The 22,471-nt window shown below is 69.0% G+C and carries 19 protein-coding genes; 7 read left to right on the top strand and 12 right to left on the bottom strand.

Going from position 1 to position 22,471, the window contains the following annotated elements; translation table 11 throughout:
* Window positions 1-30: 30 nt before the first annotated feature.
* From pcaD to PMI01_RS14610, 7 genes are read right to left on the bottom strand one after another with little or no spacing between them, the layout of a single operon-like run.
* A complete protein-coding gene (gene pcaD, locus PMI01_RS14640; RefSeq protein ID WP_007670083.1) occupies window positions 31-1,218 on the bottom strand; it encodes a bifunctional 3-oxoadipate enol-lactonase/4-carboxymuconolactone decarboxylase PcaDC in 1,188 nt (395 codons plus the stop codon).
* The gene (gene pcaB, locus PMI01_RS14635; RefSeq protein ID WP_007670080.1) at window positions 1,218-2,366 is read right to left on the bottom strand and encodes a 3-carboxy-cis,cis-muconate cycloisomerase; all 1,149 of its coding nucleotides are present in this window, start codon (window positions 2,364-2,366) and stop codon (window positions 1,218-1,220) included. The genes pcaD and pcaB overlap by 1 nt, the downstream gene beginning before the upstream one ends.
* Window positions 2,367-2,388: 22 nt before the next feature.
* Window positions 2,389-3,084, bottom strand: coding sequence for a protocatechuate 3,4-dioxygenase subunit alpha (pcaG, locus tag PMI01_RS14630; protein ID WP_007670077.1), 696 nt, complete (start codon window positions 3,082-3,084; stop codon window positions 2,389-2,391).
* Window positions 3,077-3,805 (bottom strand): protocatechuate 3,4-dioxygenase subunit beta, encoded by a 729-nt coding sequence (gene pcaH / locus PMI01_RS14625; protein WP_007670074.1) that lies wholly within the window; start codon window positions 3,803-3,805, stop codon window positions 3,077-3,079. The genes pcaG and pcaH overlap by 8 nt, the downstream gene beginning before the upstream one ends.
* 9 nt (window positions 3,806-3,814) lie before the next feature.
* On the bottom strand, window positions 3,815-5,014 hold the full coding sequence (gene pcaF, locus PMI01_RS14620) for a 3-oxoadipyl-CoA thiolase (protein WP_007670072.1): 1,200 nt from the start codon (window positions 5,012-5,014) through the stop codon (window positions 3,815-3,817).
* Window positions 5,011-5,658: a CoA transferase subunit B gene (locus PMI01_RS14615; RefSeq protein WP_007670071.1), complete on the bottom strand. Its 648-nt coding sequence runs from the start codon at window positions 5,656-5,658 to the stop codon at window positions 5,011-5,013. Before PMI01_RS14615 ends, pcaF begins: the two co-directional genes overlap by 4 nt.
* A complete protein-coding gene (locus PMI01_RS14610) occupies window positions 5,658-6,374 on the bottom strand; it encodes a CoA transferase subunit A (RefSeq protein ID WP_007670069.1) in 717 nt (238 codons plus the stop codon). Before PMI01_RS14610 ends, PMI01_RS14615 begins: the two co-directional genes overlap by 1 nt.
* A 185-nt stretch (window positions 6,375-6,559) precedes the next feature.
* On the opposite strand from PMI01_RS14610, the gene PMI01_RS14605 reads away from it, so the two are divergent.
* Window positions 6,560-7,366 (top strand): IclR family transcriptional regulator domain-containing protein, encoded by an 807-nt coding sequence (locus tag PMI01_RS14605; RefSeq protein ID WP_007670067.1) that lies wholly within the window; start codon window positions 6,560-6,562, stop codon window positions 7,364-7,366.
* Window positions 7,367-7,572: 206 nt separating this feature from the next.
* Here PMI01_RS14605 and PMI01_RS14600 read toward each other — a convergent pair whose 3' ends face one another.
* Together PMI01_RS14600 and PMI01_RS14595 are read right to left on the bottom strand one after the other, a co-directional pair.
* Window positions 7,573-8,730 carry a cytochrome P450 gene (locus tag PMI01_RS14600; RefSeq protein WP_007670065.1) on the bottom strand — a complete coding sequence of 386 codons (1,158 nt, stop codon included), beginning with the start codon at window positions 8,728-8,730 and terminating at the stop codon, window positions 7,573-7,575.
* Between the two features lie 89 nt (window positions 8,731-8,819).
* Entirely contained in the window at window positions 8,820-9,944 is a 1,125-nt protein-coding gene (locus tag PMI01_RS14595) for a class II histone deacetylase (RefSeq protein WP_007670063.1), read from the bottom strand.
* A 239-nt stretch (window positions 9,945-10,183) separates the two neighbouring features.
* On the opposite strand from PMI01_RS14595, the gene PMI01_RS14590 reads away from it, so the two are divergent.
* From PMI01_RS14590 to PMI01_RS14580, 3 genes are all read left to right on the top strand, one after another.
* A complete protein-coding gene (locus PMI01_RS14590) occupies window positions 10,184-11,620 on the top strand; it encodes an NAD(P)/FAD-dependent oxidoreductase (RefSeq protein ID WP_007670060.1) in 1,437 nt (478 codons plus the stop codon).
* Window positions 11,621-11,744: 124 nt separating this feature from the next.
* A complete protein-coding gene (locus PMI01_RS14585; protein WP_035036310.1) occupies window positions 11,745-12,881 on the top strand; it encodes an MFS transporter in 1,137 nt (378 codons plus the stop codon).
* Between the two features lie 108 nt (window positions 12,882-12,989).
* Entirely contained in the window at window positions 12,990-13,268 is a 279-nt protein-coding gene (locus tag PMI01_RS14580) for a hypothetical protein (RefSeq protein ID WP_007670056.1), read from the top strand.
* Window positions 13,269-13,524: 256 nt separating this feature from the next.
* Here PMI01_RS14580 and PMI01_RS14575 read toward each other — a convergent pair whose 3' ends face one another.
* The 3 genes from PMI01_RS14575 to PMI01_RS14565 form a co-directional block, all read right to left on the bottom strand.
* Entirely contained in the window at window positions 13,525-14,766 is a 1,242-nt protein-coding gene (locus PMI01_RS14575; RefSeq protein WP_007670054.1) for a PepSY-associated TM helix domain-containing protein, read from the bottom strand.
* Window positions 14,760-16,880, bottom strand: coding sequence for a TonB-dependent siderophore receptor (locus PMI01_RS14570; protein WP_007670053.1), 2,121 nt, complete (start codon window positions 16,878-16,880; stop codon window positions 14,760-14,762). The genes PMI01_RS14575 and PMI01_RS14570 overlap by 7 nt, the downstream gene beginning before the upstream one ends.
* Window positions 16,881-17,194: 314 nt before the next feature.
* Window positions 17,195-18,379 (bottom strand): hypothetical protein, encoded by a 1,185-nt coding sequence (locus PMI01_RS14565; RefSeq protein WP_035036308.1) that lies wholly within the window; start codon window positions 18,377-18,379, stop codon window positions 17,195-17,197.
* Window positions 18,380-18,819: 440 nt separating this feature from the next.
* Here PMI01_RS14565 and PMI01_RS27390 point away from each other — a divergent pair, with 440 nt between their 5' ends.
* From PMI01_RS27390 to PMI01_RS14550, 3 genes are read left to right on the top strand one after another with little or no spacing between them, the layout of a single operon-like run.
* Window positions 18,820-19,827 carry a Rieske 2Fe-2S domain-containing protein gene (locus tag PMI01_RS27390; protein ID WP_051989969.1) on the top strand — a complete coding sequence of 336 codons (1,008 nt, stop codon included), beginning with the start codon at window positions 18,820-18,822 and terminating at the stop codon, window positions 19,825-19,827.
* Window positions 19,828-19,867: 40 nt separating this feature from the next.
* Entirely contained in the window at window positions 19,868-20,926 is a 1,059-nt protein-coding gene (locus PMI01_RS14555; RefSeq protein ID WP_007670050.1) for an aromatic ring-hydroxylating dioxygenase subunit alpha, read from the top strand.
* Between the two features lie 35 nt (window positions 20,927-20,961).
* The gene (locus tag PMI01_RS14550; RefSeq protein ID WP_157223785.1) at window positions 20,962-22,155 is read left to right on the top strand and encodes a Bcr/CflA family efflux MFS transporter; all 1,194 of its coding nucleotides are present in this window, start codon (window positions 20,962-20,964) and stop codon (window positions 22,153-22,155) included.
* Window positions 22,156-22,471: the final 316 nt, after the last annotated feature.

Here is a 22,471-nt window from a genome sequence, read left to right as displayed (position 1 = left end):
TGTCGCCCGTTCTCGGCCGCAGGGCTCGGCCTAGCGCCGTTCCAGCGCCGCGATGATCTCGGCCGCCTCGGTGAAGGCGGTGTTGGCCGCCGGCACGCCGGCGTAGATGGCGATCTGCATCAGCACCTCCTTGAGCTCGTCCTGGGTGAAGCCGCCCTGTTCGAGACCAGCCTGGACGTGAAGGCGAAACTCCTCCCACCGGGCCAGGCTGGCGCAGATCGCCAGCACCAGCAGCCGACGGGTGCGATGGTCCAGTCCCGGGCGCCCCCAGATCTCGTTCCAGGCATAGCGGGTGATCATCGCCTGGTAGTCGGCGGTGAAGGCCGAGCGATTGGCCAGTGAGCGGTCGACCCAGGCCTCGCCCAGGACCTTGCGTCGGGTGACGAGGCCGGCCTCGAACAGGACGTCCTTGGCGTCCCGCACGGCGGTTCCGTGAAGCACCTCGGTCAGGAAGCCACGCACGGCGTCAGCCAAGGCGGCCGGCGCCTCCAGGCTGGGCAGGTGGGCGCCGTCGACCACGGCGTGGCGGGCGCCGGGGATGGCGGCGACGATTCGCTCGCCGTGGCCTTCGAACGGCGTCGCCGCGTCCTTGGCGCCGGTCAGCACCAAGGTTGGAGCGGTGATGGCCGGCAGGTCGTCCAACAGGGCCATGTCGCGGATCGCCGCGCCGCAGCCGCAGTAGCCGTCGGGACTCTGGGCCAGAATTCCGGCGCGCACCGTGTCGATGATCTCGGGATGCTGGCCGCTGAAGCCGTCGGAGAAGAAGCGGCCCAGCACGGCCTCGACGATGGCCGCGAGGCCTTCGGCGCGGATCAAGGCCAGGCGCTGATCCCAGACGGCTGGGTCCATGGCCGGCGAGGTGCAGGCCAGGATCAACGCCTCGACCCGCTCGGGCGCCTTGGGCGCTAGGGCCATGGCGATCATGGCGCCCAGCGAGGTGCCGCACAGGCTGGCCTTCTCGACCCGCGCCGCGTCCATCACCGCCAGCACGTCATAGGCCAGGAGATCGAGGCTGTAGTCGCCTGCCGGAGCGTCGGAGGCGCCGTGACCACGCGTGTCCAGGCGCAGCACACGGAAATCCGGTGTCAGCAGCGGGACGACCGGGTCGTACAGCGACAGGTCCGTGCCGATCGAAGTCAGCAACACTAGGGCCGGCTTGTCGGCCGCGCCGTCCGCCCGCCAGTAGATCCGGGCCCCGTGCGAGGTGGCGAAGGGCATCAGCGGTCCTTTCGGTAGACGGCGAGCGCCCGGGCGACCAGCGCTTCGGATTCGCCGGTATCGGCGCCGACGCCGGCCACCGCGAGATTGGCGGCCATGCGGTCGGTGTCGACTTCGAGGCCTTCGATCACCGGGGCCATGGCGGCCAGGGCGCCGTGGGTCAGTTGGAAGAGGTCGGCCAGCACCGGCGCCTCGACCTGCCAACCGCCAAGGCCGCGCTCATGCGCTTGCGGCAAGGCGGCGACGATCGTGGCGGCCAGATGCGGGGCGCGGAGGGCGGCGCTCAGGGCGACCTGGCAGCCGGTCGGATTGCGCTTGTGCGCCATGGCCGAGGAGCCGCCTCGGCCTTCAACGCGCGGTTCGAACGCCTCGGCCACCTCGCCTTGCGCCAGCAGGGCGACGTCACCGGCGATCTTGCCGACCGCGCCGACCAGGATCGCCAGGCTGGACGCCAGGCCCGCCAAACCCTCGCGCCGCGCGTGCCAGGGCGTCGAGGCGGCCGGCAGGTCGAGCAGGGCGGCCAGCCGCGCGGTCACCGCCGCCGCCCGACCGTCCAGTCCGGCCAAGGAACCGGCGGCGCCGCCCAACTGCAGTTGGATGGCCGAGGTCTCCCGCTCGAACCTCGCCAAGGCGCCGGCCACGCCCTGCAGCCAGCCGGAGACCTTGAGGCCGAAGGTGATCGGCAGGGCGGCTTGCAGCAGGGTGCGGCCCAGCATGGGCGTGGCCGCGTGGGTTTCGGCCAGGATCGCCAGGGCGCCGGCGAGGCGCTGGGCCTCCTCGACGATCAGAGCGGCGCCGGCCTTGGCCTGCAGCATCAGGGCGGTGTCGGCCAGGTCCTGGCTGGTCGCGCCCTTGTGGACCAGCTTGGCGACCTCGGGATCTACGATCCGTTCACGGATGACCGCGACCAGCGGGATCGCCAGGGTCCCGGCATGGGCCGCGGCCTCGGCCAGGGCCTCGACGTCCGGAAGCCGCACGCACGCCGCCGCGATCGTCTCGGCCGCCGAGGCCGGGATCAGGCCGACATCGGCCTGGGCGCGGGCCAGGGCGGCTTCGAAGCTCAAGGCGGCGCGCAGCAGGGCCTCGTCGCCGAACGCCGCCAGCATGGCTGGCGTCGAGGCGGGGCGGTCGCGCAGCAAGGCGGACAAGGCGGGTGACTCCATTCCAGCGTCAGATGTCGAAGAAGACGGTTTCGCCCTCGCCTTGCAAGACGATGTCGAAGCGCCAGACGCCGCCATCCTTGTCCGGCGCCTCGCGGGCGATCAGGGTGTGGCGGCGTTCGGCCGGGACCAGGGCCAAGATCGGATCGGTCGCGTTGGCGTCCTGGCCCGCGAAATAGACGCGCGTCGCCAGGCGTTTGAGAACGCCGCGAGCAAAGACGCCGACGGCGATGTGCGGGGCCTGCAGGCTGTCGCCGGGACCAGGGACGGCGCCGGGCAGCACGGTCCTGAAGCGATAGAAGCCCTCCTCGCTGGTCGCCGCGCGGCCAAAGCCGATGAAGCCCTCGTCCAGCGGGATGTCGGTGCGGTCGTCGTCGGGGCTGGCATAGCGGCCCGCGGCGTTGGCCTGCCAGATCTCGATCATGGCGTCGGGCACGGGCTTGCCGTCGGCGTCGCAGACCACGCCCTCGAGGATGATCGTCTCGCCGCGGATCGCGCCGCGCGGCGGCGACAGATTGAGGACGTCATGATCCTCGGGGAACAGTTCAGGCCGCGCGCCCATGTCGGACTGGCCGACCAGGTCGGCGCCACCCTTCCACGGTAGGCTGTAGTGGAAGAACGGACCAACGGTCTGGGACGGAGTCTGACCAAACAGGCCGGGGTCCTGGTTGTCCAGGCGCGGAGCGGGATTGACCTGCTCAGTCATGATGGTCGTCCTCGCCATATTCTGGGTCTAGCGGCGTGGCGCCGCGGCCCCGAAGCACCACGTCGAACAGATAGCCCAGGGCCCAGTCGGGCTGCGTGGTTTCGATGTCGAACCGCGAGACCAGGCGCTGACGGTAGGGCGAGGGCACGGCGTTGGCGATCGGGTCGATCTCGATCAGCGGATCGTCGGGGAAGTACATCTGGGTGACCAGGCGCGTGGCGAAGGCCGGGCCCAGCAGCGACAGGTGGATGTGGGAAGGGCGCCAGGCGTTGTGGTGGTTGCCCCACGGATAGGCCCCGGGCCGTACGGTCACGAACCTGTATCGGCCCTCGTCGTCGGTGATGACGCGGCCCGCGCCGGTGAAATTGGGGTCGTGCGGGGCGTCCCACTGGTCTTTCTTGTGGATGTAGCGGCCGGCGGCGTTGGCCTGCCAGATCTCCATCACCGTGCCCCGGACCGGGCGGCCCTGCTCATCGAGCACCCGCCCGGCGACGACGATCCGCTGCCCTAGGGGGCGCGCAAGGTGCTGATCGGTCAAGTCGAACAGGGACTCGCCCATCAGGTTGTCCCAGCAGCCGGCCGGGCCCGTCAGCTCGGTCAGGGTCTGGGGGATGCGCACCAACGGCTGGCGGGGCGAGCGCGGCACGGTGGAAACATAGGGCGGATGCAGCGACGGCGGCTGGCCGGCGTCTTCTCGGGCATAGGGCAGGATCAAGGTCATCGCGCCCTCCTAGACGCGCTCGAAGGCCAGGGCCGCGCCCTGGCCGACGCCGATGCAGAGGGTGGCCAGGCCGCGCCGGCCGCCGGTCGCCTCCAGCTGGCGCAGAGCGGTCAGCACCAGGCGGGCGCCGGACGCGCCCAGCGGATGGCCCAGCGCGATCGCGCCGCCGTTCGGGTTCACGTGGGCGCCGTCGTCGGGCAGGCCTAGCTGACGGAGGACCGCCAGGCTCTGGGCGGCGAAGGCTTCGTTGAGCTCGACGGTGTCGAAGTCGCCGATGGCAAGGCCGGTCTTGGCCAGCAGCTTACGGACCGCCGGGACCGGGCCGACGCCCATCACGCGCGGCGCGACCCCGGCCGTGGCGTAGCCGGTGATGCGGGCGCGGGGCGTCAGGCCATGGCGCTTGACGGCGTCCTCGGAGGCGATGACCAGGGCCACCGCGCCGTCGTTGACGCCCGAGGCGTTGCCGGCGGTCACCGTGCCGCCCTCGCGGACCACCGGCTTGAGCTTGGCGAGCGTCTCCAAGGTGGCGGCGCGCGGGTGTTCATCGCGGTCGACGAAGGTCGCTCCGCCCTTGCCAGGGACCTCGACCGTGACGATCTCGCCTTCGAAGAAGCCGGCCTCGATGGCGATCCGAGCGCGCTGCTGGCTGCGCAGGGCGAAGGCGTCCTGGTCCTCGCGACTGATCCCAAAGTCGTCGGCGACGTTCTCAGCGGTCTCGGGCATGGCGTCGACGCCATAGGCCGCCCGCATGCGCGGATTGACGAACCGCCAGCCGATGGTGGTGTCGAAGATCTCGGCGTTGCGCGAGAAGGCGCTGTCGGCCTTGCCCATCACGAACGGCGCGCGGCTCATGCTCTCGACGCCGCCGGCGATCACGAGGTCGTTGTGGCCCGAGGCGATCGCGCGGGCGGCGTAGCCGACCGCCTCCAGGCCCGAAGCACAGAGGCGATTTACGGTCACACCCGGCACGGTCTCGGGCAGACCAGCCAACAGCAGGGCCATGCGGGCGACGTTGCGGTTGTCCTCGCCGGCTTGGTTGGCGCAGCCGAGCACGACCTCGTCCACGGCGCTCCAGTCGAGATCAGGATGGCGGGCCCTCAGGGCCTTGATCGGGATCGCCGCCAGGTCGTCGGCCCGCACCCTGGCCAGGGCCCCGCCGTAGCGGCCGAAGGGGGTGCGGATCCCGTCGCAGATATAGGCGGCGGTCATGCGAGGGCTCCCGCGTTGAAATCGGCCTGGGTCTTGGCCCGGACCTCGTCCAGCGTGACGCCCGGCGCCAACGCGATGAGGGTGAGGCCGCCGCCCTTGCGGTCCAGGTCGAATACGCAGAGGTCGGTGATGACCATGTCGACGCAAGCCGCTCCAGTCAGAGGCAAGGCGCAGCGCTTCAGGACCTTGCTCTGGCCGGCCTTGTTGGCATGGTCCATGACCACGATCACGCGCTTGACGCCGGCGACGAGGTCCATGGCCCCGCCCATGCCCTTGACCATCTTGCCGGGGATCGTCCAGTTGGCGATGTCGCCGTTCTGGGCGACCTCCATCGCGCCCAGCACCGTCAGGTCGATGTGGCCGCCACGGATCATGGCGAAGCTCTGGGCGCTGTCGAAGAAGCTGGAGGTCGGCAGCTTGGTGATGGTCTGTTTGCCGGCGTTGATCAGGTCGGGATCGGCCTCGCCTTCATAGGGGAAGGGGCCCATGCCCAGCATGCCGTTCTCGCTCTGCAGGGTGACGTGCACGCCGTCCGGGATGTGGTTGGCCACCAGGGTCGGGATGCCGATGCCCAGGTTCACGTAGAAGCCGTCCTGCAGCTCGCGGGCGGCGCGGGCCGCCATCTCGTCGCGGGTCCAGGCCATCAGAGCGCCTCCGTTTCACGCGGGCGGGTGGTCAGCTTCTCGATGCGCTTCTCGTTGATCGTCGAGAGGATGATGCGGTCGACATAGATGCCCGGCGTATGGATCGCATTGGCGTCCAGCTCGCCCGCCTCGACGATCTCCTCGACCTCGACGATGGTGACCTTGCCGGCCGTGGCCATCACGGGATTGAAGTTGCGGGCCGTCATCCGGAACATCAGATTGCCCTCCGGATCGGCCTTCCAGGCCTTGATGATGGCGAGGTCGGCGCGCAGCCAGGTCTCGCGGACGTAGTCCTCGCCCTCGAACTCTTCGACTGGCTTGCCCTCGGCCACCACCGTGCCGACGCCGGTCTTGGTATAGAAGGCCGGGATGCCGGCGCCGCCGGCCCGGATGCGCTCGGCCAGAGTGCCCTGCGGGTTCAGCTCCAGTTCCAGCTCGCCCGACAGATAGAGCTGCTCGAACAACTTGTTCTCGCCAACATAGCTGGAGATCATCTTCCGGATCTGGCCGTTGTTCAGCAGCATCCACAGGCCAAAGCCATCGGCCCCGCAGTTGTTGCTGATCACGGTCAGACCCTTCACGCCGGTGTCCTTCAAGGCCGGGATCAGGGTCTCGGGATTGCCCGACAGGCCAAAGCCTCCCGACATCAAGGTCATGCCGTCGAAGACGACGCCCTCCAGGGCCGCGGCGGCGCTCTGGAAAATCTTTGAACTCATGGATCAAGCCTTCAGCGGTCGTCGAGCCGCAAGCGTGGGCGACCTGGCAAGGCAGCAAACCAGCCTTTGTCGGCGTCGACGGGTTTCCTCGCGGCGGACATTCTTGGCGCGCCCCTCGTGGCCGAATGTAACGGCGGACTTGCACCGACGTCAACTATGCGCACTAATGTGCGCATAGCGTACAAATGGAGCTGTCCCTGAGCGATTTCGAAGATCAAAACCGGCGCGATTACGCTCAGACCCTGTCGCGAGGCCTCGGCGTCCTGAGGGCCTTCGAGGCCGATACGCCGAGGATGACGCTGACGGAGGTCGCCGCGCGCACCGGTTTGGCCCGAGCCGCCGCGCGGCGCTTCCTCCTGACCTTTGTCGTCGACGGCTATGCGGCCACCGACGGCAAGAACTTCTGGCTGACCCCCAAGGTGCTGGATCTGGGTTTCGCCTATCTTTCGACCCTGGCCTTTTGGGACCAAGCCCAGATCGAACTGACCGAGGTCGTGCGGCAGATTGGCGAAAGCTGCTCGGCGAGCGTCCTGGACGGAGACGATATCGTCTATGTCAGCCGTGTCGCCGCCAATCGCATCATGACGGTGGGCCTCCATGTCGGCAGCCGATTGCCCGCCCTGTTCAGTTCGATGGGGCGCGTGATGCTGGCCGATCTTCCCGATGCGGAGGTGGAGCGCCGTCTCTCCGCCGCCCCCTTCGAGCGACTCACGCCCAATACGCTCGTCGAGCCCGAACGGCTCCGGGACGAGCTTAAAACGATCAAGATCCGAGGTTATGCGGTGACCGACCAGGAGTTGGAACTTGGCCTGATTTCGATCGCGGTGCCTCTGCGGGAGCGGTCGGGCCGGGTCGTCGCGGCGATCAACGTATCCAGTCATGCGGGGCGTCGCAGCGTCCCGGCGCTGGAGCGGGAAGTGCTGCCGGTCTTGAAGCGCGCGGCTCGCCGTATCGAAATGGCAATCGGCGTGGGGGTGAAATCGCCTCTCTAGGCGCAAGCAGGCGCTGACGCGTTGACCGAACCTCGCCCGGTTGGCCACATCGACCTCGTCCCGCGTCGTGAGGCCCTGGAGCGCCGCGGCGGCGGAAGGATGGAGCTTGGAATTCATGAGCGGATCCCGGGCGCGCGGCGGGTCGAAGGCCCTCCCGATGAAGACGGGCAGGGGGCCGTCGCGCCCCAAACGGGCCGCTCCGGCCGTCAATGGAGGCGAAGCGGCAACGCGTCATAGCCATAGAGGCCTTGACTGACGCCGATGGTGGGGGCGCCGACCTCGATCCAATCGACCTGTTCGACGAGGACCTCCAGGAGCACCTCCATCTCCATCTTGGCCAGGTGCATCCCGGCGCACATGTGGGGTCCGGTGCCCCAGCCCAACTGGTCGGTGGCGCTGCGCGTCACGTCAAAGCGGTCGGGCTCGGCGTACCGGCGCTCGTCGCGGTTGGCCGATCCGTACATCAGCATCACGCGGGCTCCTTCCGGGACGATCACCTCGCCCACCGCATAGTCCTTGGCCGCGACGCGCGAGAACCAGCGCACGACCGCGCTGTGACGGACGCTCTCGACGACCGCGTTGCCGATCAGGTCGGGGTTGCGCTTGAGGGCGTCCCATTGGTCGCGATGGGCGCCAAGATTGTAGAGCAGATTGCCCTGGGCGTAGATCGTGGTGTCCAGGCTGGGGATGATGAAGCCGGACAGGGCCCCGCGGGCTTCCTCAAGGGACAGCTTGCCGGCCTGGGCCGCCTCGAACAGATAGGCCGCCCAACTGCCCTGGCCAAGGTCGGCCGGGTCGACGTCGAGCATGTACTGGCGGGCTTCGGCCATGACCGCCAGGTCGGTCGCGAGATTGTCCAGCCGGGGGCCCACGACGTTGAAGGCCGCGGACGCCCAGCGAAGCATGTTGTCCCGACCAGCTTCGGGCAGACCCACCATGTGGGAGATCGCCGTCAACGGCAGATGCTGCGCCACGGCCCGGACGCCGTCGACCCACCCGCCGTCACGAACCAGGGCGATCTGCGCGGCTATGCATTCGCGCAGTTGGGCCCGGTGCTGTTTGAGTTCGGCGGGCATGATCTGTTTGGCCATCGGGGCCCGGACACGCCGGTGCCGCTCGCCGTCGGAATTGATGATCGTCGGCGGCCGGCTGTTGGAGATGTCGTTGAACCCGACCCCTCGGCCCGACACCAGGATCTCCGGCGTTCGCAAGGCCCGCTGAACGTCCTCGAAACGCGCCAGCGCGTAGACGTCGGGATCCTCCAGCTTCACAACCGGTCCAAGATCGCGAATCTCGCGGTAGAGCGGGAAGGGATCTCGCAGCGCCTCGGCCGTGAACAGATCCTTGGTGAATGTCGGCGCCACGGGGGCCTCCCTTGTTGAACGGTCCCCCGTTGCTCGGGGATCTTGGTGTTGAAGCCCCCGAACCGGCCGAAGACGCCGGCCCAGGTCGCTCAGGACTTGCCGACGGCGTCCCGCAACCCGGCCAGCAAGGATTTGGCCCGGTCGATCGCCGCCTGCTGATGATCGAGAAGGTCGTGCCCAAACATGCCGTCCATGATCGGCGCGTAGGGGTCGTCGACGCCGCTCGACTGGCCGGCCAGGGCCTCGATGACGGCCAGGGCCATGAACGGGGTGGTGGACTCGTTGTAGCCACCCTCCTGCGTCGCCACGAGCCGGCCGCCGGCGTGGCGATCGGCGACCTCGACCAGACGCTGGGCCATGGCGCGAAAGCCGTTCGATGAAACGATCATCCGGCCCAGGGGATCTTGGGCTCCGGCGTCGTAGCCGAACGGTACGAAGATGAACTCCGGGCGGTAGAGCTCCAGGGCCGGCAGGACGACCTGCTCGAACGCCGCCTCGTAGGCGCCGTGACCGCAGCCGGCGGGCAGGGGAACATTGATGTTGAAGTGCTCGCCGGACCCGGCGCCGATGCTGGCGACGTCGCCGGTGTCGGGCGGAAACCATCGCTCCTGATGGATCGAGATCGTCAGCACGCGCGGATCGCGCCAGAAGATATTCTCCGCGCCGTTGCCGTGGTGGACGTCAACGTCCACGAAGGCGATGCGACGAATGTCGGTCGTGGCCAGCAGATGGGCCGCGGCGACCGCGGCGTTGTTGATCAGGCAAAAACCCTTGCCTTCGGCCGCCTCGGCGTGATGTCCGATCGGACGCACCAGGGCGTAGGCGTTGTCCAACGCGCCGGAGGCGACGCGCTCGGCCGCCAGGATGACGCCGCCCGCCGCCAGCCGGGCCAGGTCGACGCTGCCGCGCGAAAAGGGCGCGTCGAACCCGGCGCTGGCTTCGGGCAAGGCGTTGTCGTGCGCCAGTTGGGCCAGATAGGCCTTGGAATGGGCCCGCTCCAGCTCGATGTCCGTCGCCGGCCTTGGCTCGATCACCGAGAGCTTTGCGGTCATGCCCGTGGCGTCGAGCAGATTCTTGATGCGCCGCTTGGGCTCGGGTCCCTCCACGTGGCTGCCCGGTTGGACCGGATAGACGCCGGGGAGCAGGCCCGAATATTTCCCCTGCTGGTGCCACATGAAGGTCTCGTGCCAGACGAGCCCGGTCTTCCTGGTCATGGCCGATCCCCATATTTGGACGGCGATCATGGGGGCGGCGGCCCACGGCCTCCATACCCTCCGGCGGGTATACTCACCTCCGGCGCGCTCGGCGGCCGGCGGCGGCGCGGCTCCCCTCTTTGGGGTATCGGGCGCGCGGTCGCGCGGCGCCACAGTCGATCCTGGGCCCGTGAGCCTCACCGAGAACGGCCCCCAGGGGCGAACGGTTCGGCGCCGGGTCGCCAAAAAGGAGCGCTGCCATGAAGATCTCCCGACGCGGGGCGCTGGTCATCGGCGCGGCCTCGGCCGCCGCGGCGGTCGGGTCGTGGCGCGGGCTGGGCCTGCACAAGCCGGGCGGGGCGATCGTCAAGCCCGGCGTCGGCCGGGCCAGAAGCGTGCGCAGCGACGCGGCGGCGCCCGCCGTGGTCGATGTCGTGGTGATCGGCGGCGGCAATATCGGCTGCGCCGCGGGGCTGACCCTGGCCGAGCGCGGCCTGCGCGTGGCGATCTGCGAAAAGGGCGTGATCGCCGGCGAGGCGTCCGGTCGTTCGGTGGGCTATGTTGACAGCCAGTTTCTCGACCCGGCCAAGATGGAGATCATCGGACGGTCCAAAGCCCTTTGGCGGACCCTGAACCAGCGGGTCGCGGCCGAAACCGGATATCGCCAAACCGGTCTGGTCAGCGTCTTCGAGACGCAGGCGGCGCTCGCCGAAGCCCAGGCCTGGCTGGCCAGCGTCAAGGGCGCGCCCGGCGTCGACGCCAGGATCATCTCAGGATCCCAGTTGGACGGTTTGCTGCCCAGGAGCGGCCGGCGCTGGGCCGGGGCGATGTTCCAGCCCAGCGACGGGTCGGCCGAGCCGACCCTGTTCGCGCCGAGCCTGGCCGACGCCGCGCGCCGCCACGGAGCGGTGATCCTGCAGAACTGCGCGGTCCGGGGCCTGCAGACCGCGGCGGGGCGAGTCAGCGGCGTGGTGACCGAGCGCGGACCGATCGCCGCCCAGGCCGTCATCCTGGCCGGCGGCGCATGGTCGCCGCTGATGGCGCGCAGCCTTGGCCTGGACCTGGGCCAGTTCGACGCGCACGCCTCGGTCGCCCGAATGGCCGGCGTGCGCGACGGTCCCGCGGTCTCGGCCTGGGGCCCCGACTATTGCTGGCGACCGCAGATCGACGGCGGCTACACCTTGGCGGCGATCACCGGCGTGGCGCCGATCACCCCGGCGCTGCTGGCCAACAGTCCCCGGCTGCTGCCGGCCATGCGGCGCATGTGGGGGGAGGTCCTTCCGGTCTTCAACGGTTCGACCTTTCTGGACCAGCTCACCGCGCCGGCCCACTGGGCGCTCGACGCGCCTTCACCGTTCGAACGTAACCGCATCCTGACCCCGGAGGTTCGTCGAAGCCTGCTGGACGCGGTGGCCGTGGCCCTGAAAGCCAAGTATCCGGTCTTCGCCCCGGCCCGCATCGTCGAAGCCTGGGGCGGGGTGATCAGCACGACGCTGGACAATATGCCGATTATTTCGGCGGTGACCCAGACGCCCGGGCTCTATCTGGGCACGGGCTTCTATTACGGCCTGACCATGGCCCCCGCGGCGGGCGAGGCCCTGGCGGACCTGGTGACGGGCCAAAGGCCGGCGATCGACCTGTCGGCCTTCCAACACCAGCGTTTCAGCGACGGCTCGCCCGTCGCCTTCCGCGCCTGATGCGCGCTCGCCTGGCCGGGCTATCCCCTTTTGGGGGTAGATTGCGACAGTCGCGCTTTTGACATGGTTTTTAGGCCGTCAGGAGGGGAAAGCGTTGAACAACATGGTGCGAGGGCGCGGGGACATGCGCCGATTCGCCGCCGCCGCGGCTGGCGCTTGCGCCGCCAACGCCACGTGGTGGATGCAGCCAATCCTGATCGGCTATCTGATCACCAACGCCAGTCTCTCCGCACCGCTGGCCGGATTGCTGGTTTCCGCCGAGATGGCCGCGCTGGCCGCCACCTCGGCCCTGATCGTCCGGTTCGCGCCCCATTGGGAATTTCGCAAGACCGGGCTGCTGGGGATGGGCCTGGCGATCATCGCCTCGATCGCGACCCTGGGCCTGCACCAGTTCGTCCCGTTGCTGATCGCCCGCTGCCTGGCCGGCGCCGGGGTGGGGGCCGCCCTGGTGGTCTCCAACCGAGTGGTCGCCGGGTTTGACGACCCCGACAAGGCCTTCGCCCGCATCAATGTCGTCAATCTGATCTTCGGGGCCCTGATCGTGGGGCTGGCGCCGCTTCTGCACGGCGTTTCGGTGACCGATCCCTACGCGGCGATCTTGCTGGCCCTGCTCGCGCTCAGCGTCGCCATGGCCCTGCTGCCGAAGCTCCGCCCCCCCGCCGCCAATCCCGAACAGGCTGTAGGCGCGCCCGTCGGACCGCTCGTCGTGGGCCCCGCGCTGGTGGCCTTGATGGCGATCACCCTCATCGTGGGGATCTCCAGCGGAACCCTTTGGGCCTTCTACGGCATTATCGGCGGCCAGGCCGGACTGTCGGTCGCCCAGGTCGACGGCGCCATCTCCCTGGCCATCGTCGCGGCCATCGCTGGCAGCGCCATCGGCGGCCTGATCGGCGTCAGGTTCGGGCGCCTCGCTCCGGTCCTGGCGGCCCTGGCCATCATGACGATCGGGATTTCGATGCTGGCCTCGCATCCCTCGGCGGCGGGCTTTCGGGTGGCGACCTGCGCCAACCTCGCGGCGCTCTACTTCGTCCTGCCCTATGTGTTCGGCGCGGCGGCGGCCTTGGACACCAGCGGCCGGGGCGTGTCCTATGTCGGCGGGATCTTCTATTTCACCGGCGCCGTCAGTCCCGTCCTGGGCGGCTATCTCGAGCGGGTCGCCGGCATCGAGGTGGTCGGCGCCGCGGTCTTCGTCGGCTCGGCGATCGCCAGCCTGCTGTTCGTCTATGTCCAGAGATTGGCGAAGACCGCCGTCGCCGGATAGACGGCGCGGCGATCGGCCAACGGCCGCGGGATGGCGTCGGTTGGGCGCCAGCGGCCAAATCCTGAACCCTATGACCCCCGCGCGGGGGATCTGCTCTTGGAGCTACGGATGAAATTCTTGCTGGTGGTCAAACTGAGTCTGTCCAAGCCCTTCGCCCATTGGGCGGAGCGCTTCGACCAGCACAGCCAGGCCCGCGCCGCGGCGGGCATCGAGGATGTCTTTCGCCACCCCGTGATCGGCGAGCAGGCGGCGGTCTACGCCGTGCGGACGACCACGCCGCGCGCGGTGCACGACATGATCTACGATCCGGCCGTTCGCGGTCATATCGAGGAATCGGGTTTCGTGATCGGCAGCGAACAGATCCTGGTCTGCGACGGCGAGGTCTAGGAGGTATCGACATTCAGGTGTGATTCCCCAATTCAGCCGTCATTCCCGCCCTTGGGGAACCCCGTGCCCGCGACAAGGGCGGGAATTCACCGGGGCCGACAATCCCTGGCGGTGGCGACCTGAAAGACCGCTTGCAGTCAGGTTGCCAGCGACGAATTCAACCTCGAACCGACCAGAGGAATGTCTGTGCCTGGCATGGTTGGGCGAGCGACCATGGCGAGCCGCCCCTCTATGGACGTTCGGTAGGCCTCGGCGTCTAGTCCCCGCCGGCCGCCCGGAACAGCGTCGGTAGCAGCGCCAGGGCGATGCCGACGCCGACCAGGGCGGGCCAGCGCCAGGGACCCATGCCGCGCCAGGCCGTCGCCCAGACGGCCGAGGCCCGCCCTTCGCGCGACAGCCGCAGGGCGTAGACCGCCACGCCCGACACCGCCACGCCTGTCAGGACCAGGCCGAAGACGAACCAGATCAGCTTGGTCCAGACCCCGCCGAACGTGCCGAAGTGCAGGGGGTCGGCCATTTCGGACAGGCGCTGGTGCGCCGTCAGTTCGCGGCCGTCGGTCAGCAGCACGACCGCGCCGGTCGCCGCGTTGGTCCAGGCGACATTGGCCCGTTCGCGAACCAGAACGGCCCTGTGCTGTCCCTGGAACTGGAAGGCGCCGACCTTGCCGGCCGGGAAGACGATGCGCTGGATCCGCAGCCCCGGATAGGCCGCCCGCGCGGCCGTCAGGTTGGCCTCCAGCCGGTCGGCGAGCTCGCGGGTGTCGAGCTTGACGGCGGCGGCCTTGGCGCGCGGCGCGGGCGGGGCCTTGGCCACCGTGCTCTCGGCCAGGTACCAGAGGCCGGTCGCGCCGATCAGGGCCACGAACCACAGGCTCCACAACCCGGCCAGGCGATGCAGGTCGCCCATGGCCGTGCGGGCGTCGCGCCAGCGGATCGGCCGGAACAAGCCCCGCCACCATTTCTTGTAGACGACGAAGGACGTCGCCACGCTGATCAGCAGCAGGATCGACAGGGCCGAGACGATCGGCACCCCGATCTTGGTCGGCAGGTTCAGGTGTCGGTGCATGTTTCGCAGGATGCGCTGGGCGCCGACCCACGGCCCCTCGCCCCGCACCGCGCCCGTCGAGGGGTGCAGATAGACGAACCCGCGCCGCCCGTCCGGCTTCTGGATCGTCGCGATCGTCGCGAAGCCACGATCGATCGGCGCCTCGATGAGCAGGATCCTGGCCTGGGGGTGCAGGGCCGCGACATTGCGGGCGGCGGCCGACCAGGCGACCGGCCCCTCGACCGTCGCCGGATCGACCCGCATGGCCGGCCGCAGCATCCAGTCGATCTCGTTGCTGAACACCGCGATCGTGCCCGTCAGGAAGACGAAGCCCAGGATGATCGACAGCTTCAGTCCCGCCCACTGGTGGACCCGCCACCAGAGGCGGGCGCCCTTGGCCTTGGCCGCGCGCCTGGGCGCCGCCGCCGCCCGCGCGCGCTCGACGCTCACCATTCCCGCGAGACTTCCAGGAACACCGAACGCGGCTCGCCGGGGAAGTGGCCGGTGCGGTCGATGAAGCCGGAGGCGGCGTAGGTTTCGTCGAACAGGTTGTCGACCCGCAGCAGGGTCGACCACGGCCCGACCTTGTAGATGACCGAGGCGTCGAACACCGTATAGGGCCGCACCTTCTGGCCGCTGATCGAGGTGCGGACGTCGACATAGTCGCCGCCCAGGGCCAGGGCCAGGCCAAGCTCGGGGAACTGGTAGCGGGTCCAGAAGCCGGCCTTGTGCTCGGGGGCGTTGGCGAAGCGCTCGCCGACGCTGTTGGTGATCACCGTCGCGCCGTTGGTCTTGGTGATGCGGGTGTCGTTGTAGGCGTAGGAGGCCGTCAGCACCCAGTTGTTGGTCAGATCGGCGGCCAGGTCGAACTCGGCGCCCTTGCTGGTGACCTCGCCGAACGCGACCATGTCGTTGACGCCGTCGCCGTTGACGTCGCCCCGCGGGTCGCTCTGCAGGATGTTGGTCCGGACGATCTCATAGATCGCCAAGGTGGTCTGCAGGCGGCCGCCCAGCAGCTCGGTCTTGACGCCGCCCTCCAGGACTTCGCCCTCGGTGGGCGCGAACGGACCGCCGGCCAGGGGGTCCTGGCTGGAGACGCCCTGCGGCTCATAGCTCTGAGCCCACTGACCATAGACCGACACGTCGGGACGGGCCCGCCAGACCAGGCCGGCGCGCCAGGTCGCCTTCTCGTCCTCGAAGGTGGCGGCGGCGGACTCGTCCTCGTAGCGGTCGAAGCGCACGCCGGCCGTGGCGATGAACGGCCCGATCGTCGCTTCTTCCAGCAGGTAGGCGCCGACCCGCTCCTGGATGGCCGAGGTGCGGACCCGGGCCCCGAGGTTGTAGGTCTTGGGATCGGTCACGCCATAGACCGGATTGGTCAGGCTGAGCGGCGCCGGCAGGCCGGCCACGACGGTGAAGCCGCCCAGCAGCGAGGGGCGGTTGTTGTTGACCAGCTCGCTCCGGTAGGCGTCGACCCCGACCAGCACCCGGTTGCGGACCGCGCCGAGGTCGCGCGACCAGACGGCGTTGGCGCCGAAGCTCAGCTGATCCAGGTCGCGCTCCTGGTCGCGGAACTCGCGGCGCGACAGGTCCGGCACGCCGTCGCGGTTGTTGTCGGTCAGGCCGCGTGGCTCGTGATACTGCTGGCGCTCCAGGCTCTCCGAATAACGCAGGCCGGCGTCGACCTTCAGGCTTTCGGTGACGGGCCATTCCACCCGCGCCTGCAGCACATTGGCCGTCAGGTCGAGGAAGTCGCTCTTCTCGTTGTGGTTCCAGCGCCGGTCGGTGAGGAAGCGGCCCAGGTTGTCGGTCGACACGCCGCGCAGGCGGTTGCCCTGCAGGTTCTGCTCGTAGCGCGTGGCCTGCAGCGTCAGGGCCGCCGGGCCGAGGTTGGTCTTGACCCCACCGTCGAGGATCAGCACCTCGCTGCCGGAATTGCGGCGCGGGGTGTTGCGGTCCTCGTAGAACACGCCCAGGCGCGTGGCCGGCGCGTTGTCGCCCGGCAGGAAGCCCTCGACCTCGACCGAACCGCCCGTGCGCGCCTCGGTTCCAACCACCGCGGTGGCCCGCGCCGAGAATTCCGTCTTCGGCGTCTTGGTGATGTAGTTGAACAGGCCGCCCGGCGCGCCGGGACCGTACAGCATGCCCGCCGGGCCCTTCAGGAACTCCAGCCGCTCGACATTGAACAGCTGCGGCACCGAGAAGGCGACATAGGGGTCGCCGCGCAGGCCATCGAAGAAGATCTCCTCCTGGCGGAAGCCTCGCGCCGTCACGCCGGCATAGGAGAATAGGCTGACGCCGGCGATGTTGCGATAGAGGTCCTGGGCGTCCCGCGCGCCCTGGTCGCGGATCAGTTCGGCGTTGAGCACCTGGATGTTGAGGCTGGAGTCCAGCGGCGCGGTCGCCAGCTTGCCGCTGGTGGTTTCATTGGCCCGATAGAGCTGGCGGGCCCGGGCCGTGACGATGACCAGGAACGGATCGTCCGCTTCCGCCGTCGCCGCCGGCGTTTCGTTCGCCCAGGCGGAACCGAACCCGCCAAGGCTCGCAACGCTGACCAGCACCGCCATGGAAATCGCCGACGCCCTACCTATACCCACAGCCCGACTCCGTAGTTACCGACCTAGAAGGCCGCCCCTACAGCGAATGAGACTGAATCTCAATTTAAATGAGAATGATTCTCGAATTGAACTCGCGGCGACGATCGACCTCGAACATATGTTCACCCTGTTCGCTCTCGGCACCGGCCGGCGGAGATTGTCTGGAAGGGTGTATCCTCGTCATTTCGAGGGATAATGGACAAGGAGCATGCTTCACTGACTGAGCGGCCCAAGCGCTGAATGTCGATCAGCCCTAGGTGTTCAGGACGCTGCGGCGCTCGCGGTCAGCCCGCGCCGTGATCGCCCAGTCGGCCGTCGTTGCGGACCGCCAGGGCGTCCCGTCCGGTGACGGCGTAGCGTCCCACCGACAGCCGACCCAGGTCCCCGCTGGTCTCGATATGAACGCCGTCCGCCGGCATCGGCACCATGACGCCCTTGACCAGGCCTTCGCCAGGATCGCCGGAACTGGTCAGATGGTCGAGGATCTCCAAACTCTCGAGCCGATCGACGATCTGCACCCCAGTCGCGGCGGCGCCGTGGGTGCGCAGCGCCCCCAGCCGCAGCGCGCCCGTCGGTCCATAGATGGAGCATCCGCGCGCGCCCTGGCCGAAGGTCTCGACCCGACCCTGGATCTCCAGGCGCCCCAGGTGTCCGGCGTTGATCACCCCGATCGCGCTGGGGCCATGCGAGATCACGTCGCCGGTCACCGTCCACAGGCGCGTGCGCCCCCAGTTGTCCACCGGCACGGCGTTGGCGCCGTGGGTCACCAACGGCCCGGCGCAGGCCAGGTGATCGACCTCTGCGTCGGTCAGGATGAAGACGCCGCCGGCGGCGGCATGGGTCGTGCCCGGCGGCAGCCCGCTGTCGGCGTAGACGGGGCCGACGGACAAGGCTCCCGCCCTGACCACGCCGCCGGCGCCGTCGCCGGCCCCGGCGATGAACAGTCCCGTGCCCCGGACCGGCGCTTGAGGGGCGCCCAGCGCCAGGCCGTCGATCTCCAGGTCGATGCAGGAGCGCGCCGTGGCGCGGTTCCAGATCGTCATGGCGCCGAGCACCACCTCCACGCCATTGCCCCAGGGGCGATCGGCTTCACCGGTGGCGTCGGCCGCGGTCAGCGCCACGCGGGTGATGCGCACGCGGCCTTGGTTGGCGCGCAGCCCGAAGATCAGTTGGACGCGCCCTTCGATCCTGAGATCGGCCAGATCCAAGGTCCCGCGGTCCTCCGGTCCCGCTTCGAGGGACACGGCCAGATCGTGCGGGCCGCTGCGCAGGCTCAAGTTGGCGATGCGGTTGTTGCGCGTCAGAACCAGGCCGCCGCGTCGGAACATCAGGGCCGCCTCGTCGTCGGCGCCGCGCAAGCTTTGACCGGGACCAAGGCCGAGGGGCCCGCGACAGCCGATCACCCCTCGGATCACGATGTCCGCGGCCCCGCCGTGCACCGCCGCGGACAGTTGGGCGGCGTCGGTCACTTCTCGTGCTGGGGTCCTCTGGTGTCGCATCGACGCCTCTCAAATCCTGGCCCACCGGCTTGCCCGGGTCGGCGCGCATGTCGACCAAGACCCGCCCGCGCGGGCCGAGCGCCATGACGACCGTCATGCCTGAACCCTAGGCGGCCGCGGACGCCGCGGACCATAACCTCAGGCGGGGACGCGACCGGCGAGGGCGTCTCCCCCTTTGCGGGTATAGGCCCGGGCGACCCCAGAACCCAAAATCGCCACAGCTCCGATCACCGTGCGCCGAGCCGCTCTGCCGCCAAGCCTTTGCGGCGCCGAGCGGTGGCGCGAGGGCATTTTGGAAAGGGGCGCCGAGCGCACTGGGTTGGAGGTTTCCCTTGTTTCTGCAACACGATTCTACCCCTGGCCCTTCGCTTCGGCCGGACGGTTCGGGGATTTCTCCGGGCGACTGGGACGTGCTCTCGCGCTTCTGGTTTCCGATCGCCGAGGTGGTCGAAGTCGGCGCCGCGCCGTTCAAGGCGCGCCTGCTCGACGTCGACCTGGTGGTCTTCCGCGGCGCCAACGGCCTGGCCGTCGCGCGCGACCGTTGTCCCCACCGCCACGTGCGGCTGAGCGGCGGCCAGGTCGAGGACGGACAGATCATCTGCCCCTATCATGCGCTCGCCTTCGACGAGACGGGGCAATGCACCCGCATTCCCGCCGTCGGGCCGGACGCGCGGATTCCGCGCAACTATCGGGTCGAGACCTTTCCGGTCCAGGTGCGATACGGCCTGGTGTGGACCTGCCTGGTTCCCGACCCCGACCGCGACCTGCCGGTCTTCCCGGACCTGGTCGATTCCCGTCCCGAGGACGTGGTCTTCATCAAGACCCGGGATTGGCCGGTCTCCTCGGCGCGCCAGGTGGAGAACTTCTTCGACATCGGCCACCTGCCGGTGGTGCATGGCGCGACCTTGGGCGGCAAGCCCTCCGACCCGGTCGCGGCCGGCAAGGTGACCCATCAGAAAGACAGCGTCACCCTGGTTGCGGTCTATGTCGAAACGCCCTTCGGCGGCGCGCCGCGCCCGTGCGAATATACCTATCGCATCGTCCTGCCGTTCGCGATCGACTTCACGGTCCGCGACGGCACCGGCCACGACATGAGGCTCTACGACATCGCCAGCCCCACGAGCGCGCATGCCTGCCGGGTGTTCCAGTTCATGAAGGACACCCGGCACGTCGACGAGCATCACCGCGCCCTGATCGAAGGGCTTGACCACGTCAACCTGGAGGACATCGGCATCCTGGCCGGGATGACCCAGGATGACATTCCGCTCAACGCCCGTCACGAAATCCATCTTCAGGTCGACAACATCGCCCACGCCTATCGCGAGCGGCTGCGGGGACTGGGGCTTGGCGGCGCGCCGGTCCAGGACCGAGACTGGGCGCTGACGGAGGCGCGGACCGAACCTCTTGAGAACGTTTGAGTCCGGACGGTTGGACCTGGCCTAGGCCTTGGAGAACGTGATGACGAACTTTGTCCTGAACGCCTGGTACATGGTCGCCTGGACCGACGAACTGACGGCCGCGCCGTTGGCACGCCGGGTGCTCGACATGCCGATCGTCTTGTTCCGGACCGCGACGGGTCAGGCCGCGGCCCTGATCAACCGGTGCCCGCACCGCTTCGCCCCGCTCTCCAGGGGTCAGGTGCAGGGCGAGATGATCCGCTGCGGCTATCACGGCCTGGGCTTCTCGGCCGCGGGCAAGTGCGTCGACAGCCCCTTTGGCCTCGCGGTTCCGCCCGGGGCCGAGGTCCGCAGTTTTCCCGTCGTCGAACGCGACGCCTGCCTGTGGTTGTGGCCGGGCCAACCCGAACTGGCCGATCCGGGGTCGATCCCCGATTTCGGCTACCACCTCGATCCGGCCTACCGCGTGGTGAAGGGCTATTCGGCGGTGGGGGCCCATTTCGAGGTCATCACCGACAATCTGATGGACCTGACCCATACGCGCTATCTCCACCCCGCCTTCGGCGGCGACGACTGGGTTCCGGAGGTGGCGTTCTCGCAGGAGGAGGAGACCCTCTACGCGCACTACACGATCGCGCAGTATCCGCCCTCGCCGTTCAGCGAGGGCTATCTGCCGGCCAACGGGCGCCAGATCCGCGAGACGGACTATATCCGCTGGAACGCGCCGGCCTCGATGTACCTGCACATCGAGCTGCGGCTGGCCGACGCCCCCGACGACGCCCGGGCGTTGCAGCCGTCGTCGCATATTCTCTGCCCGGAAACGGCGACCACGACCCACTATTTCTGGGCCTCCGGCGCCGAACGCGACGCGCCGATCACCGACGAAGAGCATGTGGAGGCGATGAAGTTCGCCTTCGACCTGGAGGACGCGCCGATGCTGGAAGCGGTCCAGGAGGGCATGGAAGGCAAGGACTTCTGGGATCTGCGTCCGGCCATCCTGGCCTACGACGCCGCCGGGGTTCGGGCGCGCCGCCTCATGCGGCGAAAGCTCCACGCCGAGCAGCGCGGCGAGGCGCCCGCGCCGCCAGAGGATCTGGCCGCCGCCATGCCCGCCTCGTGACCTCGGACCTCGCTCTGGGGTCCGACGCCGCGCGCATGGCCCGCCCCCGCGTGGCGCTGCTTGGCCTGTTGACCGCCACCGGCGCCATGGCCATCGACAGCTATGTCCCCGCGCTTCCGGCCGTGCAGCGCGATTTCCAGGTCGACGCCACGGCGGCGCAATGGACGCTCGGCCTGTTCATGGTCGGGGCGGCGGTCGGCCAGGCGTTCTGGGGTCCGCTGAGCGACCGGCTGGGTCGTCGCGGTCCGATGCTGATGGGGCTTGTCGTCTACATCATCGGCGCCTTGATGGCGGCGGCCGCGCCGAGCCTGCAGTTGCTGCTGTTGGCGCGGCTTCTGCAGGCCGTCGGCGCTTCGGCCGGCATGGTTCTGGCCCGCGCCGTGGTCAGCGATCTGTGGCCGCCGGACGCTTCGGCCCGCATCTATTCGGTCCTGATGCTGGTGCTGGGCGTGACGGCGATGGTCGCCCCGCTGGTGGGCGGGGGCCTGTTGAGCGTCACCTCGTGGCGCGCGATCTTTCTCCTGCTGGCCGGCGCGGGCGGGGTCTGCCTGGCCTGGGCCTGGGTCGACCTGCGCGAGAGCCTTCCGGCCAGCCGACGGATCAAGACAAGGTTCTGGATGTCTCTGAGGGCCTATGGGGCGCTGCTGAACGTCGCGCCTTTTCTGTGGGGGACCTTGGTCACGGCCTTCGCCATGGGCGGCATGTTCGCCCTGTTGGCCGGCAGCGCGTTCATGTTCATCCAGCAGCGCGGTTGGTCCACCGGCGCCTATACGGCGCTCTATGCGCTGTCGTCGGCGGCGTTCATCGCCTTTTGCCAGATCAATGTCTGGGCGCTGGCGCGCGCTTCGGCGGGCCGGTTGCTGGCGCTGGGTCTCTGGGGCCAGGTGATCTGCGCCTTGGGCCTGTTGACCGTTGTCGGCCTTCACCTGGAAAGCGACATCCTGCTGTCGTCGCTCCTGGTCCTCTGGATCGGCCTGCTGGGGCTGACCCTGGGCAATTCGGTATCCGTGGCCATGCAGCGGGCCGATCCCGCCCAGGCGGGAGCTGCTTCGGCGGTCATCGGCGTGGCGGAATTCGCGCTCAGCGCCCTGACCCCGCCGCTTTCGAGCCTCGGCTCCAATGTGTCGATGTCCACCGCCCTGGTCGCGGCCGCCTGCGCGGTTCTCTGCCTGGCGTGCGCGCTGCAGGCCGAGCGTTCGGCGCGTTCGGACCGGGGCGCCGCGACCTGACCAAGACTGGCCCTCCGCCAGACTAGGCAGGTATTGACCCTGACACTATGCCACGTCGCTAAATCATCAGGCCGATGATTAGGTCGCGCCAATACGGTTTGAGCGCCAAACGGGTCGTCGACCAAAGGTCTTGCGGAGAAGGCGTCGTGCCTGATCGGAAGCGGGCGCGGCGACGGGCGCCTATTCTATTGCCAAGAGGCGGTTGAGCCGTAACCCGTTGAGGGTATGGGCCGTCTCCTCTCCTACCAGTGAACTGCGTATCGGCGTTCGCCAAAAAACCAGGTCGGGCATTAGGTCCAGGTCGTGGCGGCGCTCA

Source organism: Caulobacter sp. AP07 (assembly GCF_000281955.1).
Taxonomy (GTDB): Bacteria; Pseudomonadota; Alphaproteobacteria; order Caulobacterales; family Caulobacteraceae; genus Caulobacter.
Note: the sequence above shows the minus strand (reverse complement) of the source record. Positions and strands in the feature narration are given on the sequence as shown.